Raw genomic sequence first — 22,357 nt, 5'->3', positions numbered from 1 at the left:
TCATAAAAATAACAGGAGACCGCAACAATGACTGCGCTCCCGCACGTCCTCATCACCGGTGGAGCTTCCGGCATCGGCCTGGAGTCCGCCCGTCTCCTCGCCGCCCAGGGCTGGCTGCCGATCCTGCTCGACCGCGACCGCGACCGCAGCGCCTTGGCCGATGCCGGTGCCGAACCCGGCATGCCCTCCGCGCGCACGCCGTACGACGACATCGCCGGCGAACTGCAGGTGAAGTCCGCTTTCCGGGTCTGTTCCCGTCTCATCGCGAGCCGCGTTGCCGCGAGCAATGCGCCCTGGTCAGGCGCCGGCGCGGCCGCGAATGAAACGGCAACAGACCCTGGCTACATCAACGGCCAGATCATCGCGGTGGACGGCGGCTTCGCCGGCGCCGGGATGCTCGGCTGATCATCGATTTCCGAAGCAGAGGAACGCACATGAACACGGACTCCGTATCCATCGTGGCCGCCGGCCACACCCGTTTCGGCCGCCTGCAGGGGCAGACGCTGGAAGACCTGATCGTTGAGGCGACGCGCGAGGCCCTGGCCGACGCCGCCATCGACGCGGCGCAGATCGACGCGATCTTCCTCGGCCACTTCAACTCCGGGATGGTCCCGGACGGCTTCGCGGCGTCCCTCGTCATGCAGGCCGACCCGGCGCTGCGCTTCAAGCCGGCGAGCCGTTGCGAGAACGCCTGCGCGTCGGGATCGGCGGCGATCATGGCCGGCATAAATGCGATTCGCAGTGGCGCCGCCGAGCTGGTGCTGGTGGTCGGCGCGGAGAAGATGACCAACAACTCCACCGCGGAGGTGACCCGTGCGCTGGCAGGTGCCGGCTACCAGAACGATGCGCAGGAAGCGGCGCTGAGTTTTCCGCAGCAGTTCGGCGTAGCCGCCCGCGGTTACCAGGAGCGCTACGGCGACCCGCTGCCGGCGATGGCGGCGATCGCGGTGAAGAACCACGCCAACGCCATGCACAACCCGCTGGCGCAGATGCACAAGCCGATGACCCTGGAGCATTGCAGCACGGTCTCCGAGAGCAACCCGCTGATCGCGCCGCCGCTGCGCCTGAGCGACTGCTCGCTGATCTCCGACGGCGCCGCCGCCATCGTGCTGGCCTCGGCCGAGCGGGCCAAGACCTTCCAGCGCGAAGTGGCGATCCGCGCCATGCAGCAGGTCAGCGACTTCCTGCCGATGTCGAGCCGCGACTTCCTTGCCTTCGAGGGGCCGCAGCGGGCCATCGCGGCGGCGCTGCGCGAGGCCGGCGTCGGCCTGGGCGAGATCGATTTCGCCGAGGTCCACGACTGTTTCACCATCGCCGAACTACTGATCTACGAGGCCATGGGCCTGGCGCCGAAGGGCGAGGGCTTCCGCGCGCTGGAGGAGGGCACGGTGCTGGCCGACGGGCGCCTGCCGGTGAACCTCTCCGGCGGACTCAAGGCCAAGGGGCATCCGGTCGGTGCCACCGGGGTGTCGATGCATGCCATGGCGTTCCGACAGCTCACCGGCAACCCGATCGGCATCGCCCTGCAGCAGCCGGAGTTCGGCCTGCTGTTCAACATGGGCGGCATGGCGGTGGCGAACTACGCCAGCGTGCTGCACGCACGGAGGGCCTGAGGATGAACATCTCCAACTGGCTCAACGCTGCGGCCCGACGCTGGCCGCAGCGCCCGGCGCTGTTCGAGGGCGAGCGCCTGGTCAGCGACTACGCCGGCTTCGCCGCCGACGCCGCCGCGCTGGCGGTCGCCTTGCGCGAGGAGCACGGGATCGTACCCGGCGAGCGCGTCGCCCTGTTCATGAAGAACTGCTGCGAGTACCTCGAACTCTTCTACGCGATCTGGTGGGCCGGCGCGGTGGCGGTGCCGATCAACTGCAAGCTGCACCGCAGCGAGGCGGCCTGGATCGCCGAGAACGCCGAGGCGCGGCTGATCTTCACCGACGACGGCGCGCTGTTCGGCGCCGGGCAACTGCACGTCGGCTGCGTCGAGCTAGCCGGTCGCGGCGCCGCCCTCGAGGCGCTCAAGGCCGACCGTGGCGTGGCGCCAGGGCCTCAGTCGCGCAGCGCCGACGACCTCGCCTGGCTGTTCTACACCTCGGGCACCACCGGGCGCTCCAAGGGTGTGATGCTCAGCCACGGCAACCTCACGGCGATGTCGCTGTGCTACCCGGTGGACGTCGATGCGGTGGATGCCGACGATGCCTTCGTCTACGCCGCGCCGATGTCCCACGGCGCCGGGCTGTACAACTTCATCCACGTGCGTTGCGGCGCGCGCCATGTGGTGCCGGTGTCGCGCGGCTTCGGCGCCGGAGAGCTGTTCGAGCTGGCGCGCGGCCACGGGCAACTGAGCCTGTTCGCGGCGCCGACCATGGTCAAGCGGATGACCGACGAGGCGCGGCGCCAGGGCTATGCCGGCGAGGGCATCAAGTCGATCGTCTACGGCGGCGCGCCGATGTATCTCGCCGACCTGCAGGAGGCGCTGGCCACCTTCGGTCCGCGGCTGATCCAGATCTACGGCCAGGGCGAAAGCCCGATGACCGTCACCGCGCTGTCGCGCGAGCTGATCGCCGACCGCACGCACCCGCACTGGCAACGGCTGGCCTCGTCGGTCGGCCAGGCGCAGTCCTGCGTCGAGGTGCGCGTGGTGGATGCGCAGCGCCAGCCGCTGGCGCCCGGCATGCCGGGCGAGATCGCCGTGCGCGGCGCCACGGTGATGCGCGGCTACTGGCGCAACGACGCCGCCAGCGCCGCGACCCTGGTGGACGGCTGGCTCTATACCGGCGACATCGGCTACCTCGACGAGCAGGGCTTCCTGACCCTCACCGACCGCTCCAAGGACGTGATCATCTCCGGCGGCAGCAACATCTATCCGCGTGAAGTGGAGGAAGTGCTGGCGCTGCATCCGGCGGTGTCCGAGGTCTCGGTGGTGGGCGAGGCGGAGGCCGACTGGGGCGAGATCGTGGTCGCCTTCGTCGTCCTGCACCCCGGCCAGCGTGCCGACGAACAGACGCTCAACGCCTGGTTCGTCGAGCGCATGGCGTCGTTCAAGAAGCCCAAGCGCTACCTGTTCCGCGAGGAACTGCCGAAGAACAGCTACGGCAAGATCCTCAAGACCGAGCTGCGCCAGTCGCTGGAGCCATCGATAGCTACACCCTGATCTGACTTACATAAAACCTGTTCACGATCTCGCGAGCTAGAGCCATACAAGGCAAAAACAGGCGAGGAAGCGGAGTTTACGAGCTGTAAATGAGCATTCCGAGCCTGTTTTTAACGCAGTAGGGCCGACGCGCAGCAGATCGAGAGCAGGTTTCAAGAACAACAACAAGAAGGAACATCCCCATGAGCACGATCACCCGCGAACAGGCCCGGCAACGCCGCCGGGCTTTCACCGGCGCCACCTCGGGGCACCTCATCGAGTGGTACGACTACGGTGTCTACGGCTTTCTCGCCGTCTATATCGGCCAGGCGTTCTTCGTCTCCGACGATCCGATGACCAGCCTGCTGAGCAGCTTCGCCGCCTTCGCCCTGAGCTTCTTCATCCGGCCCATCGGCGGGCTGTTCTTCGGCCCGCTGGCGGACAAGATCGGTCGCCGAAAGACCCTGGTGACCGTGCTGATGATGATGGCCGGCTCGACCTTTCTGCTCGGCCTGCTGCCGACCTACGAGTCGATCGGCATCGCCGCGCCGATCCTGCTGGTGCTGATCCGCTGCATCCAGGGGTTTTCCGCCGGCGGCGAGATCGGCACCATCACCAGCTTCATCTCCGAATACGCCGGCCCTGGCCGTCGCGGGTTTTCCACCAGTTGGCTGATGGTCACCGCCGTGCTCGGCCTGGTGCTCGGCGGCGTGGTGGCGAACGGCATGACCTTCTTCCTCGGCGCGGAAGCCATGCAGGAATGGGCCTGGCGCATTCCGTTCCTGTTCGCCGCCCCCATGGGCCTGGTGTCGATGTACATCCGTCTGAAGCTCGAGGACAGCCCGGAGTTCCTCGCCCTGGTGAGCAAGGGCGAAACCTCCAAGGCGCCGCTGCGCGAGGTGCTGCAGTGGAAACGCGCCATCGCCCTGGTGTTCTTCATCATCACGCTGCACAGCTCGATCTTCTATCTGGTGCTGACCTTCGCCTCGACCTACATGGCCAAGGTGCTCAAGTTCGACAGCGGCACCACGCTGCTCTACGTCTTCGTCGCCAGCCTGTCCTCGGCGCTGGTGATGCCGCTGGGCGGCATGTTCACCGATCGCTACGGGCGCAAGCCGTTCCTCATGGTGGTCGGCGTACTCGCCAGCCTGTCGATGTACTGGTTCTTCAAGTCGGCGCCGACGGCGACGCCGGCGACCTTCATCTACCCGCTGATGGCCGTGGCGGTGTTCTTCGGCCTCTATGCGTCCTCGACCTACGCGACCATGAGCGAGCTGTTGCCCACGCGCATCCGCTCCACCGGTATCGCGGTGGCCTACAACATTCCGGTCGCGGTGTTCGGCGGCAGCGCGCCGCTGATCTCCACCTGGCTGATCCAGCGGACCGGCGACATCACCTCGCCCTGGTACTTCTACGTGGGCACCGGCGTCGCCTCGCTGATCGCCTTGCTGATGCTGCGGCAGAAGGACTTCGTCGCCTGCGGCAGCCCGCAGGCTGGCGCGGCGTCCACGGAGGAGGGCGCGCGCTCCCTGCTGCAACCCGGCAGGCGCGTGCCGCCGGTGTCGGCCGGCTGATCGGAGTATCGGGCCGTAGACGAGGCCGCTGGCCGGGGCTAACGCCGTTCACTACAGGTTCGTCCGTACCGCACCCCTCTCCCATTCATGGGAGAGGGGCTGGGGGAGAGGGGGCGAAACGCCGCGGAACGGCCAGTCTCCCCGCCGCTGGAGGGCGAAGGGACCGATCGGGTTCGACCCCGGCAACGTGAACGGCATCGGCCCACCGGGCGGCTTCTTTCGTTCGCCCTCAGTCGAAGCGGCCGCCGCGACGCAGGCGGATCGGCCCGCGCACCTCGCCGTCCAGGTCCACCTCGCGCTCGCCCTGGGTCGCGCGGATGCGTCCGCTCGCCGCCATGCGCGCGGCAACGCGGCGGACATCCGGCATCAGCGCCCGCCAGGCGTTCTCCCCGCTGGCCAGCGAGCGCGTCACGTCGGAGGGGCAGAGCGAGGCGTCGGGACTGCGCGCGGCGAGCAATTCGCCGATGCGCGCCTCGAGGGTCATGTCGTCGATGATCCATTCCTCCTGTATGCCTGTCGGGTAATACCGGTATTGCCGCTCGCGGGTTTCACCCGCCCTACACCAGGCATCGCCATCTTCTAGGGGGTGAAGCCCACGAACGCAGACGCGCCGGGCAGCGGCGGCGCAGGTTCAGCCGCCCTGGTAAACCCGCAGGTTCCATCGGTGCGCGCGGCGCACCCTACGTGAGGGTAGGCGCACCTTTGGGTCTGTCTCCGCCGCAGCTACTTGGGGCTGAGACAACACGCGCGCCTCGACTGCGACGCCGCTGAGCTGGCAGCATGTCGCCGCGCGTGCCGGGAGGGTGCGTGGCGATCCTTTTCGACCAGGAGTGACCCATGCCCCATGAAGGCAATCTGCTGCAGGCCGCGGTGGTTTTTCTGCTCGCCGCGGTGATCACCGTGCCGCTGGCCAAACGCCTGCAACTCGGGGCCGTACTCGGTTATCTGCTGGCCGGCGTGGTCATCGGCCCGGCGGTGCTCGGCCTGGCGGGCGACCCGCAGAGCGTCGCGCAGATTTCCGAGCTGGGCGTGGTGTTGCTGCTGTTCATCATCGGCCTGGAGCTGTCGCCACGACGGCTGTGGGTGATGCGCAAGTCGGTGTTCGGCGTCGGGCTGGCGCAGGTGCTGCTGACCGGCGTGGTGATCGGCGCGGTGGCACTGCTCGGTTTCGAGCAGCCGCTGAACGCCGCAGTGGTGCTTGGCCTGGGTCTGGCGCTCTCGTCCACCGCGTTCGGCCTGCAGAGCCTGGCCGAACGCAAGGAGCTGAACAGCCCGCACGGACGCCTGGCGTTCTCCATCCTGCTGTTCCAGGACATCGCGGCGATTCCCCTGATCGCCATGGTGCCGCTGCTCGCCGGCGTCGAGCACAACGCCGAGAACGACCTGGCCCACGGCCTGCAGATCCTCGGCAGCATCGCCATTGTGGTGATCGGCGGGCGCTATCTGTTGCGCCCGGTGTTCCGCATCGTCGCCAAGACCGGCCTGCAGGAAGTGTCCACCGCCACCGCGCTGCTGGTGGTGATCGGCACCGCCTGGCTGATGGAGCTGGCCGGGGTGTCCATGGCGCTCGGCGCCTTTCTCGCCGGGCTGCTGCTGGCGGACTCCGAGTACCGCCACGAACTCGAAGCGCAGATCGAACCGTTCAAGGGGCTGCTGCTCGGCCTGTTCTTCATCAGCGTCGGCATGGGCACCAACATCGGCCTGCTGTTCAGCGCGCCGGTGGCGGTGCTGGAGCTGACCCTGCTGCTGATCCTGCTGAAGCTGCCGTTGCTGTATTTCGTCGGGCGCATGGCCGGCGGGCTGGGCCGCGAGAGCGCGCTGCGCCTGGGGCTGGTGCTGGCGGCGGGCGGGGAGTTCGCCTTCGTGGTGTTCAAGATCGGCCGCGACCAGGGGCTGTTCGAGGCAGGCCTGTACGACCTCCTGGTGCTGACCATCACCCTGTCGATGGCAGTCACGCCGTTGCTGCTATTGGCGCTGTCGCGCCTGCCCAGGCCGAAACCGGCGCCGGTGGAGGTGCCCGAGGAGTACCTGGATATCGTCAGCGATGCGCCACGCGTGGTGATCGCCGGGATGGGCCGGATGGGCCAGGTGATCGCGCGGATTCTGCGCGCGCAGAAGATTTCCTTCGTCGCCCTGGATACCGCGGTGGAGTCCGTGGAGTTCTCGCGCAGCTTCGGCCATGTGCCGGTGTTCTACGGCGACCCGCTGCGGCCGGAAATCCTCCGCGCGGCGAAGGTGGAGCAGGCCGAGTATTTCGTCATCGCCACCGACGATCCGGAAACCAACATCAAGACCGCCGCGCTGGTGCGCCGGCTCTACCCGCACATCAAGATCCTCGCCCGCGCGCGCAACCGCCAGCACGTGCACCGGCTGGTCGACCTCGACGCCCAGGCGGTGCGCGAGACCTTCCACTCCGCCCTGGAGATGAGCCGGCGGATGCTGGTCGGGCTGGGGCTCAGCCCGGCCCAGGCCGAGGCGCGGGTGGCGCGCTTCAAGCGCCACGACGAACAACTGCTCGAAGCGCAGCAGCACGTCTACGACGATGCGGCGAAGGTCATGCAGACCGCCCGCGAGGCGCGCGCCGAACTCGAGCGGCTGTTCGAGGCGGACAGCCAGGACGAGAAGGAACTGCGTCCCGACTGAAGGCGCGCGCCTCGCGATGAGGGTGGCGGGCGAACTCGCGGGTCCGCCCGGTGGTCGGTAGTGGTACTGCAGTTCCGGTCGTTCCCTGCGGCCTTCCACAACAAGAATCCACCTTCCGCCGTCATCACTCGAATACGAGGAGTTTCGAATGGGTGCTTTTGTCGTCTCCGGCCTGGTCGCGGTCATCAATGGCCTGGTCACGGGATACTTCCGTCGCTACGTCGCGCTGCTGGTGGTGGCCGTGTTCGGCGCGCTGCTCGGCGAGTCGGTCGCGGTGCGCCGGAGCCTCGACTACCGCTTCGGCGACGGGCTGGTGGAGCACCTGCTACTGTCGCTGATCCTCTCCAGCCTGGTCCATGCGGCGGTGCGCCTGTTCGTCGCCTCGCTCGGCCCGACCGCTCAACCGGCCGCCGCCTGGGCCGAAACCGCCGGCGCTGCCGGGCAGATTCCGGCGGGCGGCGAACCGACGGCCTTCACCCGGCTGAAGGCGGCCTGGCAGGCGAACCCGTTGTGGAAGGTCTATGCCGCCCACGCCTTGGGCCTGACGGTGATCCTCAGCACCTTCCTCGCGGTGATCTCCACCGGTGCCTACTGGTGGGCGCAGCGTCACAGCGATCAGCGGGTGCTGGTGGATGCCGCACGCAATGCGTTCAACTTCCAGCTGACCCTGTTCGGCGTCACCGCGGTGCTGTTCATCCTGGCGCCGAAGCTGGCGCTGTTCTTCAACGTCTTCATCGCCATGCCGCTGACCGTGGCGACGGTGGTGTGGAACCTCTACCGCGTGCGCCGCAACAAGGAGGGCCGCTATCCGCTGGCGTTCAAGGTGTTCAAGGCGCCGCGCGCGGCCTGAGGACGAGACCCTTTTCGCGCGTCGGGCACGCCCGCCGTCGCTGTCCGTATAATCGCGTTTTTCCCGCGAGTTACCTTCCCTTGAGCAAACGCTACGCCTGCATCGGTCTGAGCAATCCCAAGTCGCCCTCCAACGTCGGTTCGATCATGCGCGCCGCCGGTTGCTACGGCGTCAGCTCGGTGTTCTACACCGGCACCCGCTACGATCGTGCGAAGGACTTCATCACCGACACCAAGAAGGTCCACCAGGGCATTCCGCTGATCAACATCGACGACCTGCGCAAGATCCTCCCGCTAGGCTGCATCCCGGTGGCCGTGGAATTGGTCGAAGGCGCCCGTGCCTTGCCCGAGTACACCCATCCGGACCGCGCGCTGTACATATTCGGCGCCGAGGACGGTTCACTGAGCAAGGAAATCCGCGACTGGTGCGAGGACGTCGTCTACATCCCCACCAACGGTTGCATGAACCTCGCCGCCACGGTCAACGTGGTGCTCTACGACCGTCTGGCGAAAGGCAACAACACCCGCTCGGGGCCGCAGTTCTAGGGCGCCTGCGCGCCGTCATCGGTGCTCGCGGCGGCATCGCCTCCGTGCAGGATGTACTGCGCCAGCAGGCGCGCATGGGGGGGCAGTTCGTCCAGGCTGCGCACGCAGAGCACCAGGCTGCGCGAGGCCCAGGCGTCGCTCAGGGCGATGCGTTTGATCGGCATCGAGCGCGCGCAGCGGATCGCCGCGGTGCGCGGCACGATGGCCACGCCAATGCCCTGGCCGACCATCCGGCAGATCGACTCGAAGCTGCGCAACTGCACCCGGTAGTTCAGCCGCTTGCCCAGCCGCCGCGCGTGATGGGCGACGTGATCCTGCAGCGCGCTGCCTTCCACCAGACCGATGAAATCGTAGTGGCTGACTTCGGCCAGGCCTATGCCACGGCTGCCCGCCAGCGGGTGTTCGCGGGGCACCACCAGATCGAGCGGGTCATGGCGGAAGGGAAACACCTGCAGGCCCTGCACGTCCGTGGCATCGGAGACGATGCCCAGGTCGCAAAGTCCCTGGCGCAGGGCATCGACGATCTCGTAGCTGAGCTTCTCCTCCAGATTGAGGGAGATCTGCGGGTTGCCGCGCAGGAAGCAGCCGAGGATTTCCGGCAGGTGCTCGCTCAGCGCGGCGGTGTTGCAGAGCAGCCGGACCTGACCCTTCAGGCCGCGGCCGTACTGGCCAAGGTCGCCTCGTAGGCGGTCCATCTGCTGCAGCACGATGCGCGCATGCTGCGCCAGCGTGCGCCCGGCGGCGGTGACTTCGACGCCACGCCGGTCGCGCTTGAGCAGGGCCACGCCGAGCAGTTCCTCCATGCCGCGGATGCGTTCGCTGGCCGAGGCCAGGGTCATGTGCGAGCGCTGTGCGCCGGCCGTGATGGTGCCTGCCTCGTGGACATTCAGGAAAAGCCGCAGGTCGGTCAGATCGAAGCGCATTGGCCGAGCCTAGCATGCGTGGTTCAGGCTGTGCCTGAGACTGGCTACGGGGCTTCCCGATTTTTTCCGCGGGGCAGGGCGGCCACACTGGCGCCTCGCCCAAGGAGTGCCGCATGCCTTTTTCCGATTCGCTTTCCGTCTTCGGCTCACTGTCGTTCCTGGCGATCGCCGCGGTGTTCCTGCTCGCCGGGGTGGTGAAGGGCGTGGTCGGGCTCGGGCTGCCGACGGTCTGCATGGCGCTGCTGGCAGTGCTGATGACGCCGGCTCAGGCCGCCGCGCTGCTGATCGTGCCGTCGCTGCTGACCAACCTCTGGCAGGTCTGGCCGTGGCGCACGCTGGGCCCGCTGCTGCGCCGTATCGCGCCGATGCAGGTGGGTGTCTGCCTGGGCACCTGGCTGGGCGCCGCGGCCCTGGGTGCGCCGCACGGCGCCTGGACCGGGGTGGCGCTGGGTGTCGTGCTGGTCGCCTATGCGCTGTGGGGGTTGTTCGGTTCGCCGCCGACGGTGGCGGCGCGATCCGAAGGCTGGCTGGGGCCGCTGGTCGGCCTGCTGACGGGGCTGGTAACCGCCGTCACCGGCGTCTTCGTGGTGCCGGCGGTGCCTTATCTGCAGGCGCTGGGCTTGGGGCGCGACGGGTTGATCCAGGCGATGGGCGTGTCCTTCAGCATTTCCACGCTGGCGCTGGCTATCGGCCTGGCGTTCAACGGCAGCTATTCGGGCGGCGAGGTGGGCGCCTCGCTGTCGATGCTCGCTCCGGCGCTTGCCGGCATGTACCTCGGCCAGCGCTTGCGCGGCGTGCTCTCGCCGGCGCTGTTCCGTTCGTGTTTCTTCGGCAGCCTGATCCTGCTCGGGCTGTATCAGCTTGTCAGTCCGCTCTGGGACTAGCGCTTGAGCGTGTTCGCCTGGAGCATCGACAGCACGGCGTCGCGCTTCTCCAGCAGGTGATGGCGCAGGATGTTGCTCAGGCGCTTGCCGTCACGCGCCTCCAGCGCCTCGATCATTTCCTCGTGGTCGTGCACCGCACGATCCCACTTGTAGACGTGGTGGTTGGAATGGAAGCGCAGCGCCTGGATGCGCCAGTTCAGCGAGACGTAGGTCTGCCGTAGCGTGGCGTTGCGCGCGGCCTGGTTGATCAGGTCATGGATTGCCTGGTTGCGCTGGTAGTAACCGGGCAGGTCGTTCTGTGCCTTGCAGGTGAGCATGCTGGCGTGCAGCGACTTGATCTCGGCCAGCTCCTCAGCGGAGATGCGCTCGCAGGCCAGCTCCCCGGCGAAGGCTTCCAGGCCGCTCATGAACTCGAACGCCTCGCGGATTTCGGTTTCCGACATGCTGGCGATGCTCGCCCCGCGGTTCGGCGATATTTCCACCAGCCCTTCGGCGGCGAGCACCTTCAGCGCCTCGCGCAGGGGCGTGCGGGAAATCCCCAGTGTTTCGCACAGCTCGCGTTCGTTGAGCTTCTTGCCCGGCTCCAGCACGCCTTCGATGATCAACCGCCGCAGGTGCCCGACCACGGTGTCGTGCAATTGCTGGCGCTCCACCTTGAGCGGAATCGCTGCAACGGGTCGTTCGACGTTCATTCCCGCATCTGGCATACAAAATCCCCATCACGCCGGCAGGCGCGTTCCCTGAATTCAATGTCCGCAGATTATCAAACCGCTATTGACGTATCGACAGACGTTGATATTGTATTTTGCATTCAAAAAACAAAAAGACAGAAGGCACTTACATGCTCCGACTCGATTACCATCCCGCTGGTCGTCATTTTCTGCAGATCCCTGGCCCGAGCCCGGTCCCCGATCGCATCCTTCGGGCCATGAGCTACCCCACCATCGACCACCGCGGTCCCGAGTTCGCCGAACTGGGTCTGAAGGGGATCGATGGCATCAAGCAGATCTTCAAGACCCAGCATCCCGTCGTCATCTATCCCGCTTCCGGCACCGGTGCCTGGGAAGCCGCGCTGGTCAATACCCTGAGCCCCGGCGACACGGTGCTGATGTACGAGACCGGGCACTTCGCCACGCTGTGGAAGAAGATGGCCGAGAACCTCGGGCTGAATCCCGAGTTCATCGGCCTGCCGGGTATCGAAGGCTGGCGCCGCGGCGTGCAGGCCGACCAGATCGAAGCGCGCCTGCGCCAGGACAGCGGCCACACCATCAAGGCGGTCTGCGTGGTGCACAACGAGACCTCCACCGGCGTTACCTCGGACATCGCGTCCGTGCGCAAGGCGATGGACGCAGCGGGCCACCCGGCGCTGCTGCTGGTGGACACCATTTCCGGCCTGGCCTCGGCCGACTACCGGCATGACGAGTGGGGCGTGGACGTCACCGTCTCTGGCTCGCAGAAAGGCCTGATGCTGCCGCCGGGCATCAGCTTCAACGCCCTCTCGCCGAAAGCCCTCGAAGCGAGCAAGACCGCCAGGCTGCCGCGCGCGTTCTGGGGCTGGGACGAGATCGTCGAGATGAACAAGACCGGCTACTGGCCGTACACGCCGAGCACCAACCTGCTCTATGGCCTGTCCGAGGCGCTGGACATGATCCTCGGCGAAGGCCTGGACAACGTCTTCGCCCGCCACAATCGCCTCGCCGAGGCCTGCCGCATCGCCGTACGCGCTTGGGGCCTGGAAATCCAGTGCGCCGACCCCGCGGTCTACAGCCCGGTGCTGACCGGCGTGATGACGCCCGAAGGCATCGATGCCGACCAGTTGCGCAAGACCATCTACGAGCGCTTCGACATGTCGCTGGGCACCGGCCTGGGCAAAATGAAAGGGCGCATGTACCGCATCGGCCACCTTGGCGACTGCAACGACCTGACCCTGATGGCGACCCTCACCGGGTGCGAGATGGGCATGCAGATCGCCGGCATGAAACTCGCCGGAAGCGGTGTCAGCGCCGCCATGGACTATCTGGTTTCGCAACGCGTGCCGTTCAATCGCTGATCGAATTCCTGCCCCGGCGATCCGTCGTCGGGGCAGGGCGTAGCACCCTTGCCTCTGCGCACGGAGCCTCATCACTCACGCTTTTCCAGAACCAACTATCCCGATTCATGTGCCGCCCAGGCACGAACAATAAGAACGTGGAGATAGCTACATGAAACTGCTTCGTTTCCGTGCCACCAGCCTGGTGCTGGGCATGCTCTGTGTGATGTATTTCATAACCTACCTCGACCGGGTCAACGTGAGCACCGCAGCCTCCGGCTTCGGTCCCGAGTTCCACCTGTCGAACACCGAAATCGGCCTGGTGTTCTCTGCCTTCGCCTATCCCTATCTCATCTTCCAGATCATCGGCGGCTGGGTCAGCGACCGCTTCGGCTCGCGCCGCACGCTGATCTTCTGCGGCCTGATGTGGGCCGCGGCGACCATTCTCACCGGTTTCGCCGGCGGCCTGGTTTCCCTGCTCATTGCACGCCTGCTGCTCGGCCTCGGCGAAGGGGCGACCTTTCCCGCAGCCACCTCGGCGATGTCGCGCTGGGTGCCGAAGGAAAAGCGCGGTTTCGCCCAGGGCATCACCCACTCGGCGGCGCGCATCGGCAACGCCGTGGCGCCGGCGGCCATCGTCGGCATCATGTCGATCTACGGCTGGCGCGCCTCGTTCTTCGTCTGCGGGATCATCAGTCTGATCTGGGTCGCGGCCTGGGCCTTCCTCTCCACCGAGAACCCCAAGGACCATCCGCGCATTACCCAGGAGGAAATCGACTCCCTGCCCGAACCCAAGAAGGTCAAGATCGTCGTCCCCTGGGGGCCGCTGTTCAAGCGCATGTGGCCGGTGACCATCGTCTACTTCTGCTACGGCTGGACGCTCTGGCTGTTCCTCTCCTGGATTCCCCAGTACTTCCTGCACAACTACAGCCTGGACCTGAAGAAGTCGGCGATCTTCGCCTCGGCGGTGTTCTTCGCCGGCGTCATCGGCGACACCCTCGGCGGCATCATCACCGACCGCCTGCTGGTGAAGACCAACTGCCTGAAGCGCTCGCGCAGCTGGATGATCGCCATCTGCATGACCCTGGCGCTGATCGCGCTGATCCCGGTGGCCTTCACCAAGAACATGTACCTGGCCATGGCCTGCCTGTCCGCCGGCTTCTTCTTCGCCGAGCTGATGATCGGCCCGGTGTGGGCGATTCCGATGGACATCGCGCCGGAATGCTCGGGCACCGCCAGCGGCATGATGAACACCGGCTCGGCTGCCGCGGCGATCCTCTCGCCGGTGGTTTCCGGGTTCCTCATCGACCACTACGGCAGCTGGGAACTGCCGTTTGTGGTAAGCATGGTGCTAATGGGCTGTGGCGTGCTGCTGTCGTTCCGCATGCACCCCGAGCGCAAGTTCGACATCCAGTCCTACCAGCCGCAAGCTCCCGTGGGCGCCGTGGTGCAGCACTAGCGACACGGTCGCACACCCCCTGATCCTCGGCCGCCACCCTCGGGTAGCGGCCGACCGAACGAAACGAGGAATCCGCTGTGACTACCGCTGCTCCCGCATCAACCCTCGCCAGCCTGCTTCATCAGGCGCGCCAGGACCGCCAGCCGCTGACCGGGCTGGACCCGGCGCTGGCGCCCGCCAATCCGGCCGCCGCCTACGCCGTGCACAAGCAGATTCTCGGCTTGCGCGATGTAGGAGTGGCGGGCTGGAAGGTCGGCTCGAAATCCTCCGACGGGCCGATCCAGGCAGCGCCGTTGCCTGCCGACGGCGTGCATCCGACCGGCGTGCAACTGCGCCGCGACGACTTCCAGCCGCTGGCGCTGGAGCTCGAGGTAGCGTTCCGCTTCAACCGCCGTTTCGAGCCGGGGCGCAGTTATTCGGACGAGGAGGTGATGCAGGCCATCGGCTCCATGGGCCCGACCATCGAGCTGGTCACCAGCCGCTACGCCGACTGGCCGAAGGTCGAGCCGCTCTGGCAACTGGCGGACCTGATGAGCCACGGCGCGCTGGTGGTCGGCGAGTTCATCCCCTATCGGGAGGACTTTCCCTTCGCCGCCCCTTCGCTGACCTTCGAATTCGCCGGCGAGCGCCGCCTGCCGGACTGGACCGCGGTCAACACCGCCGGCGATCCGCGCCGCCTGCTGCCGTGGCTGGTCAATCACTGCACCGCCCAGGGCATCGTGCTGACCCCGGAAACCGTGGTCACCACCGGTTCCTACATCGGCATGTACTTCGCCGAAGGCGCCGGTGCCGTGAAAGGCAGCATCGCCGGCTTGCCGGCGGTGGAGTTGACGTTGGTCTGAGTTCCTCCGGCAGCCGCGTTCGGTGGGGTCGGTGTCGTGGTGGGCTGAAGCCCACCCTACGGTGTTGCGCGGAATTCCAGAGCCCCTGGCAGCGATGCCGGGGGCTTTTCGTTCGCGCCGATCACCCCGGGGATCGCAGCACGTAGGGTGGGCTTCAGCCCACCGCCGTCCAGTATCCGTGGTGGGCTTAAGCCCACCCTACGGTGTTGCGCGGAATTCCAGAGCCCCTGGCGGCGATGCCGGGGGTTTTTCGTTTGCGGCCATCACCCCGGGAATCGCAGCACGTAGGGTGGGCTTCAGCCCACCGGTGTCCAGTATCCGTGGTGGGCTGAAGCCCACCCTACGGTGTTGCGCGAAATTCCAGAGCCCCTGGCGGCGATGCCGGGGGGGTTTCGTTTGCGCCATCACTCCGGGAATCGCAGCACGTAGGGTGGGCTTCAGCCCACCGGTGTCCAGCCCACCGATCCAGGCCACTGGCGCCTGCGACCTCTAACGAAAAACCCCCGGACAAGCCGGGGGTTCTGGTTTCGCCAACGCGTCGGGACTATCAGTCCTGCGCGCGGTATTGCCGGTAACGCGGATACCAGAAGTTCGCCTCGATCGCCGCGTGCAGCTCGTCGTCGCTGCGCCCCGGCGCCACGCCGGCTTCCTGCGCAGCCTTGCCCACGGCGAAGGCGATGCGCTTGCTGACTTCCTGCACCTTGCTCAGCGGCGGCAGCATCTCGTCACTGGCGGAGCATTCGGCCAGTGCCAGCGCCGAGGCCATCAGCATGCTTTCGGTGACGCGCTCGGCCTGCACCGCCAGCACGCCCAGGCCGATGCCGGGGAAGATGTAGGAGTTGTTGCACTGGGCGATCGGGTAGGTCTTGCCGTCCACGGTGACCGGCTTGAACGGGCTGCCGGTGGCGATCAGCGCCTGGCCCTTGGTCCAGGTCAGCACGTCTTCCGGGCGCGCCTCGATCTGCGAGGTCGGGTTGGACAGCGGCATGATGATCGGCCGCGGGCAGTGGCTGTGCAGGGTCTCTATGATTTCCTGGGTGAACAGCCCACCCTTGCCGGACACCCCGATCAGCACGCTGGGCTTGGCGTTGGCGACCACGTCGAGCAGCGAGGGCAGCGTTGCGCTGGTCTTCCAGCCGGCCACTTCGTCGCGGCTGTGCATCAGGCGCTTCTGGAAGTCGTACAGGCCTTCCTGGTCGTCGGTGAGCAGGCCCTTGCTGTTGAGCAGGTAGACGCGCTGGCGTGCCTGCGCGTCGCTGAGCCCCTCGGCCTTCATCGCCGCGATGATCTGTTCGGCGATGCCGCAGCCGGCGGAACCGGCGCCGACAAAGGCCACGGTCTGCTCGCTGAGCTTCTCGCCCTTGAGCTTGCAGGCGGCCAGCAGGGTGCCGACGGTGACCGCCGCGGTGCCCTGGATGTCGTCGTTGAAGCAGCACAGCTCGTCGCGGTAGCGCTCCAGCAGCGGCATCGCGGTGGCCAGGGCGAAGTCCTCGAACTGCAGCAGCACGTTCGGCCAACGGCGTTTCACCGCGGCGACGAACTGCTCGACGAAGGCGTAGTACTCCTCGCCGCGCACGCGCTGGCGGCGGATGCCGAAGTACAGCGGGTCTTCCAGGCGCTCGGGGTTGTTGGTGCCGACGTCCAGCACGATCGGCAGCGTGTAGGCCGGGCTGACGCCACCGCAGGCGGTGTACAGCGACAGCTTGCCGATCGGGATGCCCATGCCGCCGACGCCCTGGTCGCCGAGGCCGAGGATGCGTTCGCAGTCGCTGACCACGATCACCTTGACGTTGTCCTTGGTGACGTTGCCGATGATTTCATCCATCTGCTCGCGGTCGTCGTAGGAGATGAACAGGCCGCGGTGGCTGCGGTAGATGCGCGAGAATTCCTGGCAGGCCTTGCCCACGGTCGGCGTGTAGATGACCGGCAGCATCTCCTCGAGGTGCTCGTCGACCAGGCGGTAGAACAGGGTTTCGTTGAAGTCCTGGATCGAACGCAGCAGCACGTGGCGTTCGAGATCGGTGTTGCAGGCCTCGAACTGACGGTAGGCGCGGGCGGCCTGCTGGTCGATGGTTTCGATCTGATTCGGCAGGAGGCCGAGCAGGCCCAGTTCGCGGCGTTCTTCGGCAGAGAAGGCGGTGCCCTTGTTCAACAGCGGCGTGCTCAGCAGCGAAGGACCCTTGAAGCGCACCGTGACTGGGCGATGGGGTGGGTTATTCATTTCGTCACCTCTCTTTTTGTATTTTGCATTCAATATATGGATTTTTCCGAGAAGCGCCAGATGAACTTGTCCTTCCCCGGGCTCTTCTGTGTGGCGCGTTACTTGCTGCGGTACTCCGCCGAATGCTCTGCGTGATTGCCGCCGGGGCATCGATCATACGAGCCCTGGGGAAAGAATGCTCATCGCCCAACTGTCCGACCCGCACATCCGTCCCGTCGATACGCTCTACCAGGGCCGGGTGGATTCCAACGCGATGTTCCGCGCCGCCATCGACCAGCTGAACCAGCTGCATCCGCAGCCGGACCTGCTGATCATCAGCGGCGAGCTGGTCGACGAAGGTTCTCCCGCCGAGTACGCGATGGCCAGGGCGCTGCTGGCCGGGGTTCGCCAGCCGATGCTGCTCATTCCCGGCAACCACGACGAGCGCGAAGCGTTTCGCGCGGCCTTCGCCGACCACCATTATCTGCCCGCCGGCGGCCCGCTGCATTTCATCGCCGTCGACCACGGCCCGCTGCGCATCATCGGCCTGGACGTCACCGTGCCCGGCGAGCACCACGGCGACATGAGCGAAGCCGCCGTGGCCTGGCTGGAACAGGCGCTGGCGCGCGAGCCGCAGCGGCCGACGCTGATCATGCTGCACCAGCCGCCGTTCGACAGCGGCATCCCCTACATCGATCTGTACAAATGCCGCAACGGCCATCGGCTGGCGCAGCTGGTGTCGCGCTACCCGGCGGTCGAGCGGATCGTCTGCGGACATATCCATCGCTCGATGCAGTTGCGCTTCGGCGGCACGCTGCTGTGCACCGCGCCGAGCACCACCACGGCCATCGCCCTGCGCCTGGACCCGGACGCCGAGGAAGCGTCCTACATCGAGCCACCGGCGATGTTGCTGCACCACTGGCGGGCCGAAACCGGGCTGATCACCCACTGGCTGCCGATCGGCTCGTTCACCGGCCCGCTGCCGTTCGCCTGAGCCTCAGCGTCGCTTCGAGGTGGCGCGCGGCTCGAGATCGTCCAGCGCCGCGGCGTTCGCCCGAGCCCAGTCGTAGACCATCTCGATCGGCTGCACCATCAGCTCGCCGAGCGGCGACAGCGCATACTCCACCGCCGGCGGCACGCTGTCCTCCACATGCCGGGTGACCAGGCCGCTGGCGGCCAGCTCGCGCAGGGTCTGGCTGAGCATCTTCATCGAAATGCCGGACAGGCTGCGGTGCAGCGCACCGGTACGCGCACGCCCGCCATGCCGGGCGTGGAGGGTGTGCAGGATCATGCTGGTCCACTTGGTGGCGAACAGTTCCAGCACGCGGCGCGGCGCGCAATCCTCGCGCCATTGCTCTTCGGGAGTCCCGGGTTTCATCGGTGGTTACCTTTTGGTGCCGACTTGGACAGCGGTCCAGGGGTCTTTATGGTGTCGGGAACGTTTATCCGTGGAGTCGATTATGTCGAAGGTTGCATTGGTTGTCGGGGCGAGCGGGATCGTCGGTAGCGCGACCGTGGAAGAACTGCTCGGGCGGGGCTGGCAGGTTGCCGGCCTGGCGCGCAAACCGGTCGCCCGGCCCGGCGTCACGCCGATCGGCGCGGACCTGCTGGACGCCGCCTCGCTCAACGCCGCCCTGGCCACGCTGGCGCCCTCGCACCTGTTCATCAGCACCTGGTCGCGCCAGTCCAGCGAGGCGGAGAACATCCGCGTCAACGCCGCCATGGTGCGCAACCTGCTGGACGCCCTGGGACCGCGCGGCAGCCTCGAACACGTGGCGCTGGTCACCGGGCTCAAGCACTACCTCGGCCCGTTCGAGGCCTATGGCAAGGGCGCCTTGCCGCAAACGCCGTTCCGCGAGGAACAGGGCCGCCTCGACGTCGAGAACTTCTATTACGCGCAGGAGGACGAAGTGTTCGCCGGCGCCGAGCGCCATGGCTACCGCTGGAGCGTGCACCGCCCGCATACCATCACCGGCGTGGCGGTGGGCAATGCGATGAATATGGCGACCACGCTGGCGGTGTACGCCTCGATCTGCCGCTTCAGCGGTCGTCCGTTCCGCTTCCCGGGCTCCGAGGTGCAGTGGAATTCCCTCACCGACATGACCGATGCCCGTCAACTGGCGCGCCAGCTGCTGTGGGCCTCGACCACGCCGGCAGCGGCCAACCAGGCGTTCAACGTGGTCAACGGCGACGTGTTCCGCTGGAGCTGGATGTGGCGACGCATCGCCGAGTGGTTCGGCCTCGAGGCGGCGCCGTTCGACGGCAGCCTGCAGCCGCTGGAGCGGCAGATGGCGGATGAGGGCAAGGTCTGGGCCGAGATGGTGGCGAAGTTCGATCTGGCCGAAGCGGACCTGAACAGGCTGATCTCGCCCTGGCACACCGACGCCGACCTGGGCCGGCCGATCGAGGTGGTGACCGACATGTCGAAGAGCCGCAAGCTGGGCTTTCTCGACTACCAGGCCAGCGACGACGCCTTCTTCGACGTGTTCGCCCGCCTGCGCAAGCAGCGGCTCATTCCCTGAGCCGCCGAGGTTCAGCAGCCGGTCAGTTGGACTTCGCGGCGTTCACCGGGGAAGAACAGCGGTCGCAGGCGTACGCCGACGCCGTTGCCGACGAACGCCGCCACCAGCCATAGCCAGCCGTGCAGGCTGCCGGAGGCGATGCCGCTGAAGTAGGCGCCGATGTTGCAGCCATAGGCCAGGCGCGAACCGTAGCCGAGCATCAGCCCGCCGATCACCGCGGCCACCAGGGAGCGCAGCGGAATCCGCAGGTTCGGTGCGAAGCGCCCGGCCAGGCCGGCCGCCAGCAGTGCACCGAGCATGATGCCGATGTCCATCACCGTGGTGATGTCCTGCCAGACCGGTGCGGCCAGCGCGCCGGCGTTCGCCGGCTGCTGCCAGAATGGCCAGCTGGACACCGCTACCCCCATTCCTTGCAGCACCTTGGCGCCCCACAGGGCGAAGGCCGAGGTGATGCCCCACGGGCGTCCGGCCAGCGCCAGGGTCGCGTAGTTGAGCAGCGCCAGCAGCACGGCGCCCCAGACCAGCGGCCAGGGGCCCCGGAAAAAGCGCTGCAGGCCCTGATGTTCGCTGGGTGCCGCGCGTTCCAGCTGGCCGTGGCGACGCAGTTCAAGGCGCGCGCTCAGGGCGGCGATGGCGGCGAACAGCGCGAGGCTGAAGATCAGCGCCGGCAGCATGCCCATGGTGGTGATGATCGACGTGGGCGGCAGGCTGGGCAGCGCCGACCACCACTGCAGATGGTGGGTGGCCAGCACACCGCCGACGATGAAGAACAGCAGGGTGACCAGCATTCGGGCATTGCCGCCGCCGACGGTGAACAGCGTGCCGGAGGCGCAGCCGCCGCCCAGCTGCATGCCGACACCGAAGATGAAGGCGCCGATCACCACCGAGGTGCCCGCCGGCGCGACCAGGCCCTTAACCGGCATGCCGAACAGCATGCCCGCGCTCAGCGCCGGGAAGAACAGCAGCACCGCCACCGCGAGCATCACCATCTGCGCGCGCAGGCCAGCGCCGCGGCGATCGTTGAGGAACACCCGCCAGGCCGAGGTGAAACCGAACGCGGCGTGATAGAGCACCAGGCCCAGCGCCGCGCCGACGATGAACAGCAACGCCTGGCGGCCGCTGACGCCCAGGCTTAGGGCGGCTGCGCCGAGCAGCAGCAAGGCCATGGCGACTATTGGCGTACCTGGGCGCGGTGCCGGGGCCGCCGTGGAAATCGATAAGCTCATTGGGAAGAACCGCACTGCAAGGAGGACCGTCATTTTAAACCTCGACCGGCCGCCGCCCAAGCCTGAGCCGCCAGACGCGCTGGCTTTCGTCGGACGGATCGTCCGCGTTGTTGCCGAACTTCCCGGGATTGGCGTTCAACTTTCCTGACAAAGATTCCCGACACTTCACAGATCGGCGTGTCCGCATGTACGTCATTGGCCAGATATGACCAGGCAATACAGGGCGGATAACTTCCTTCGCGTGGGGCTGAAGACCGGCGAGTGTTACGAGTTATGATCAGCGGGGTTTCTCGGCAACTCGTTCATATATATTCCCGAATGACAAAAGCATGCATTCGCGGACTTCTCCGATTTGATCGGGAGTCCGCGAAGTGCAGTCCGATGCGTATATGACCACTACGACGTAGTCGTTCCCGACAAACAGGGAAGTCGCCGAGGTTACCCCCTCCGATTACCGAACAACGCTTCGCGGCCGCCCCGCAAGGCGCGTCCGTTTGTCGTCAAGAAGGATTCTGCGCCCAGGAGTTTCGTGCATGAACTACAGAAGCATCAATGACGTGTCCTACCTGGCCACGCGCTTTGCAACCCGCATTCCGCCTGATGTAGACCTCGTCGTGGGCATTCCGCGAAGTGGCATGCTGGCCGCCAGCATCATCTCCCTGAAACTCAATCTGCCGCTGACCGATCTCTACTCGTTCCTGCGCAACGACGACCTGAAGAAGGGCAGTACCCGGACCTACAAGTTCGCGTCCCGGAGCAAACCACAGGAGGCGAAGAAGATTCTTCTGGTGGACGACAGCATCTCTACGGGGAAGTCCATGCAGGCCGCGCTGGAACAGGTCAGGGCGGCTTATTCCGGCGACGTGGTGAGTCTGGCGGTATTCGCCCAGAGCGATAATACCGCGCAGATCAACGTTCACTTCGAAGTTGTCCCGCAGCCACGACTGTTCGAGTGGAACATCATGCATCACCCGTTATTGATGTCCGCGTGTCTGGATATCGACGGCGTCCTGTGCGAAGACCCCACTGCCGAGCAGAACGACGACGGCCCGCGTTATATCGAGTTCCTCAACACCGCCAAACCGCTGTTCATTCCGTCCACCAAGGTGGCTGCGCTGGTCACCAGCCGGTTGGAGAAATACCGTGGCGAAACCGAAGCGTGGCTGGCCCGCCACGGGGTTCAGTACGAAACCCTGTACATGGTCGACTTGCCTTCGGCCGAGGAGCGGCGGCGCCTGAACATCCACCACAAGTTCAAGGCCGAGGTCTACGGCAAGAACCTCAGTTCGCGGCTGTTCATCGAGAGCGAGGAATTCCAGGCGCAGGAGATCATGCGCATCACCGGCAAACCGGTGTTCTGCATCGCCACCAACCAGATGTACGTGGCCGGCAACCTGCTGCAGCAGATCAAGCTCAACGCGCTGCGCAAGGGCGTCGGGCTGAAGCACCGGATCAAGGATCGCCTGAAGAAGCTGCGTGCACTGGTCTACCCCAAGCCTCCGATGGAGAACGTCTGACAGAAGAACGGCG

At 66.5% G+C, this 22,357-nt stretch carries 20 protein-coding genes; 14 read left to right on the top strand and 6 right to left on the bottom strand.

All coding sequences use genetic code 11. From position 1 onward, the window contains the following. Positions 1-27 precede the first annotated feature (27 nt). The 4 genes from B2X67_RS15430 to B2X67_RS15415 all read left to right on the top strand — a co-directional run bounded on the left by B2X67_RS15430 (position 28) and on the right by B2X67_RS15415 (position 4,704). Positions 28-405, top strand: coding sequence for an SDR family NAD(P)-dependent oxidoreductase (locus B2X67_RS15430; protein WP_286786030.1), 378 nt, complete (start codon positions 28-30; stop codon positions 403-405). Positions 406-434: 29 nt separating this feature from the next. Beyond that, positions 435-1,613, top strand: a complete 1,179-nt coding sequence (locus B2X67_RS15425) for an acetyl-CoA acetyltransferase (RefSeq protein WP_273228750.1) — start codon at positions 435-437, stop codon at positions 1,611-1,613. Positions 1,614-1,615: 2 nt separating this feature from the next. Further along, entirely contained in the window at positions 1,616-3,151 is a 1,536-nt protein-coding gene (locus B2X67_RS15420) for a class I adenylate-forming enzyme family protein (protein ID WP_286786029.1), read from the top strand. 182 nt (positions 3,152-3,333) lie between these two features. Continuing rightward, positions 3,334-4,704, top strand: coding sequence for an MFS transporter (locus B2X67_RS15415; protein ID WP_286786028.1), 1,371 nt, complete (start codon positions 3,334-3,336; stop codon positions 4,702-4,704). 229 nt (positions 4,705-4,933) lie between these two features. Here the strand turns inward: B2X67_RS15415 and B2X67_RS15410 are convergent, their stop codons facing one another. Then, complete coding sequence (locus B2X67_RS15410; protein ID WP_286786027.1) at positions 4,934-5,188, bottom strand: DUF3253 domain-containing protein; 255 nt, start codon at positions 5,186-5,188, stop codon at positions 4,934-4,936. 353 nt (positions 5,189-5,541) lie between these two features. On the opposite strand from B2X67_RS15410, the gene B2X67_RS15405 reads away from it, so the two are divergent. The 3 genes from B2X67_RS15405 to B2X67_RS15395 all read left to right on the top strand — a co-directional run bounded on the left by B2X67_RS15405 (position 5,542) and on the right by B2X67_RS15395 (position 8,742). Further along, positions 5,542-7,347, top strand: coding sequence for a monovalent cation:proton antiporter-2 (CPA2) family protein (locus B2X67_RS15405; protein ID WP_273228746.1), 1,806 nt, complete (start codon positions 5,542-5,544; stop codon positions 7,345-7,347). A 148-nt stretch (positions 7,348-7,495) separates the two neighbouring features. Beyond that, positions 7,496-8,197, top strand: coding sequence for a DUF4870 domain-containing protein (locus B2X67_RS15400; RefSeq protein ID WP_273228745.1), 702 nt, complete (start codon positions 7,496-7,498; stop codon positions 8,195-8,197). 80 nt (positions 8,198-8,277) lie between these two features. Beyond that, complete coding sequence (locus B2X67_RS15395; protein ID WP_090229996.1) at positions 8,278-8,742, top strand: RNA methyltransferase; 465 nt, start codon at positions 8,278-8,280, stop codon at positions 8,740-8,742. Here the strand turns inward: B2X67_RS15395 and B2X67_RS15390 are convergent. After that, the gene (locus tag B2X67_RS15390) at positions 8,739-9,665 is read right to left on the bottom strand and encodes a LysR substrate-binding domain-containing protein (protein ID WP_286786026.1); all 927 of its coding nucleotides are present in this window, start codon (positions 9,663-9,665) and stop codon (positions 8,739-8,741) included. The genes B2X67_RS15395 and B2X67_RS15390 overlap by 4 nt on opposite strands. A 113-nt stretch (positions 9,666-9,778) precedes the next feature. Between B2X67_RS15390 and B2X67_RS15385 the strand changes: the two genes are divergently transcribed. Further along, the gene (locus tag B2X67_RS15385; RefSeq protein WP_286786025.1) at positions 9,779-10,549 is read left to right on the top strand and encodes a sulfite exporter TauE/SafE family protein; all 771 of its coding nucleotides are present in this window, start codon (positions 9,779-9,781) and stop codon (positions 10,547-10,549) included. Here B2X67_RS15385 and B2X67_RS15380 read toward each other — a convergent pair. Continuing rightward, positions 10,546-11,241 carry a GntR family transcriptional regulator gene (locus tag B2X67_RS15380; RefSeq protein WP_273228742.1) on the bottom strand — a complete coding sequence of 232 codons (696 nt, stop codon included), beginning with the start codon at positions 11,239-11,241 and terminating at the stop codon, positions 10,546-10,548. The genes B2X67_RS15385 and B2X67_RS15380 overlap by 4 nt on opposite strands. Positions 11,242-11,477: 236 nt before the next feature. On the opposite strand from B2X67_RS15380, the gene B2X67_RS15375 reads away from it, so the two are divergent. The 3 genes from B2X67_RS15375 to B2X67_RS15365 all read left to right on the top strand — a co-directional run bounded on the left by B2X67_RS15375 (position 11,478) and on the right by B2X67_RS15365 (position 14,879). Continuing rightward, entirely contained in the window at positions 11,478-12,599 is a 1,122-nt protein-coding gene (locus B2X67_RS15375; RefSeq protein ID WP_286786024.1) for a pyridoxal-phosphate-dependent aminotransferase family protein, read from the top strand. Between the two features lie 151 nt (positions 12,600-12,750). Continuing rightward, a complete protein-coding gene (locus tag B2X67_RS15370) occupies positions 12,751-14,037 on the top strand; it encodes an MFS transporter (protein WP_273228740.1) in 1,287 nt (428 codons plus the stop codon). Positions 14,038-14,114: 77 nt separating this feature from the next. Further along, entirely contained in the window at positions 14,115-14,879 is a 765-nt protein-coding gene (locus B2X67_RS15365; RefSeq protein ID WP_286786023.1) for a 2-keto-4-pentenoate hydratase, read from the top strand. A 547-nt stretch (positions 14,880-15,426) separates the two neighbouring features. Here B2X67_RS15365 and B2X67_RS15360 read toward each other — a convergent pair. Beyond that, positions 15,427-17,100 (bottom strand): NAD-dependent malic enzyme, encoded by a 1,674-nt coding sequence (locus B2X67_RS15360; protein ID WP_286786022.1) that lies wholly within the window; start codon positions 17,098-17,100, stop codon positions 15,427-15,429. 175 nt (positions 17,101-17,275) lie between these two features. Here B2X67_RS15360 and B2X67_RS15355 point away from each other — a divergent pair, with 175 nt between their 5' ends. Next, positions 17,276-18,073, top strand: coding sequence for a phosphodiesterase (locus B2X67_RS15355; protein ID WP_286786021.1), 798 nt, complete (start codon positions 17,276-17,278; stop codon positions 18,071-18,073). A 3-nt stretch (positions 18,074-18,076) separates the two neighbouring features. Here B2X67_RS15355 and B2X67_RS15350 read toward each other — a convergent pair whose 3' ends face one another. Beyond that, positions 18,077-18,457 carry a winged helix-turn-helix transcriptional regulator gene (locus B2X67_RS15350; protein WP_090229974.1) on the bottom strand — a complete coding sequence of 127 codons (381 nt, stop codon included), beginning with the start codon at positions 18,455-18,457 and terminating at the stop codon, positions 18,077-18,079. A gap of 82 nt (positions 18,458-18,539) precedes the next feature. Between B2X67_RS15350 and B2X67_RS15345 the strand changes: the two genes are divergently transcribed. Next, positions 18,540-19,601 (top strand): SDR family oxidoreductase, encoded by a 1,062-nt coding sequence (locus B2X67_RS15345; RefSeq protein ID WP_286786020.1) that lies wholly within the window; start codon positions 18,540-18,542, stop codon positions 19,599-19,601. Between the two features lie 11 nt (positions 19,602-19,612). On the opposite strand, the gene B2X67_RS15340 is transcribed toward B2X67_RS15345, so the two are convergent. After that, positions 19,613-20,827, bottom strand: coding sequence for a YeeE/YedE family protein (locus B2X67_RS15340; protein ID WP_286786019.1), 1,215 nt, complete (start codon positions 20,825-20,827; stop codon positions 19,613-19,615). Positions 20,828-21,360: 533 nt separating this feature from the next. Between B2X67_RS15340 and B2X67_RS15335 the strand changes: the two genes are divergently transcribed. Continuing rightward, complete coding sequence (locus tag B2X67_RS15335) at positions 21,361-22,344, top strand: phosphoribosyltransferase family protein (protein WP_286786018.1); 984 nt, start codon at positions 21,361-21,363, stop codon at positions 22,342-22,344. Positions 22,345-22,357: the final 13 nt, after the last annotated feature.

Source organism: Pseudomonas sp. UBA3153, from assembly GCF_002364635.1.
In the GTDB taxonomy this organism is placed as follows: Bacteria; Pseudomonadota; Gammaproteobacteria; order Pseudomonadales; family Pseudomonadaceae; genus Pseudomonas_O; species Pseudomonas_O kuykendallii.
This window is presented reverse-complemented; position numbering and strand designations above follow the sequence as displayed.

What these genes read in the sequence shown, in the direction of transcription:
- B2X67_RS15430 (WP_286786030.1), top strand. Translation starts at nt 28, where the DNA reads ATGACTGCGCTCCCGCACGTCCTCATCACCGGTGGAGCTTCCGGCATC.
- B2X67_RS15425 (WP_273228750.1), top strand. Translation starts at nt 435, where the DNA reads ATGAACACGGACTCCGTATCCATCGTGGCCGCCGGCCACACCCGTTTC.
- B2X67_RS15420 (WP_286786029.1), top strand. Translation starts at nt 1,616, where the DNA reads ATGAACATCTCCAACTGGCTCAACGCTGCGGCCCGACGCTGGCCGCAG.
- B2X67_RS15415 (WP_286786028.1), top strand. Translation starts at nt 3,334, where the DNA reads ATGAGCACGATCACCCGCGAACAGGCCCGGCAACGCCGCCGGGCTTTC.
- B2X67_RS15410 (WP_286786027.1), bottom strand. Translation starts at nt 5,188, where the DNA reads ATGACCCTCGAGGCGCGCATCGGCGAATTGCTCGCCGCGCGCAGTCCC.
- B2X67_RS15405 (WP_273228746.1), top strand. Translation starts at nt 5,542, where the DNA reads ATGCCCCATGAAGGCAATCTGCTGCAGGCCGCGGTGGTTTTTCTGCTC.
- B2X67_RS15400 (WP_273228745.1), top strand. Translation starts at nt 7,496, where the DNA reads ATGGGTGCTTTTGTCGTCTCCGGCCTGGTCGCGGTCATCAATGGCCTG.
- B2X67_RS15390 (WP_286786026.1), bottom strand. Translation starts at nt 9,665, where the DNA reads ATGCGCTTCGATCTGACCGACCTGCGGCTTTTCCTGAATGTCCACGAG.
- B2X67_RS15385 (WP_286786025.1), top strand. Translation starts at nt 9,779, where the DNA reads ATGCCTTTTTCCGATTCGCTTTCCGTCTTCGGCTCACTGTCGTTCCTG.
- B2X67_RS15380 (WP_273228742.1), bottom strand. Translation starts at nt 11,241, where the DNA reads ATGAACGTCGAACGACCCGTTGCAGCGATTCCGCTCAAGGTGGAGCGC.
- B2X67_RS15375 (WP_286786024.1), top strand. Translation starts at nt 11,478, where the DNA reads ATGAGCTACCCCACCATCGACCACCGCGGTCCCGAGTTCGCCGAACTG.
- B2X67_RS15370 (WP_273228740.1), top strand. Translation starts at nt 12,751, where the DNA reads ATGAAACTGCTTCGTTTCCGTGCCACCAGCCTGGTGCTGGGCATGCTC.
- B2X67_RS15360 (WP_286786022.1), bottom strand. Translation starts at nt 17,100, where the DNA reads ATGAATAACCCACCCCATCGCCCAGTCACGGTGCGCTTCAAGGGTCCT.
- B2X67_RS15355 (WP_286786021.1), top strand. Translation starts at nt 17,276, where the DNA reads ATGCTCATCGCCCAACTGTCCGACCCGCACATCCGTCCCGTCGATACG.
- B2X67_RS15350 (WP_090229974.1), bottom strand. Translation starts at nt 18,457, where the DNA reads ATGAAACCCGGGACTCCCGAAGAGCAATGGCGCGAGGATTGCGCGCCG.
- B2X67_RS15345 (WP_286786020.1), top strand. Translation starts at nt 18,540, where the DNA reads ATGTCGAAGGTTGCATTGGTTGTCGGGGCGAGCGGGATCGTCGGTAGC.
- B2X67_RS15340 (WP_286786019.1), bottom strand. Translation starts at nt 20,827, where the DNA reads ATGAGCTTATCGATTTCCACGGCGGCCCCGGCACCGCGCCCAGGTACG.
- B2X67_RS15335 (WP_286786018.1), top strand. Translation starts at nt 21,361, where the DNA reads ATGAACTACAGAAGCATCAATGACGTGTCCTACCTGGCCACGCGCTTT.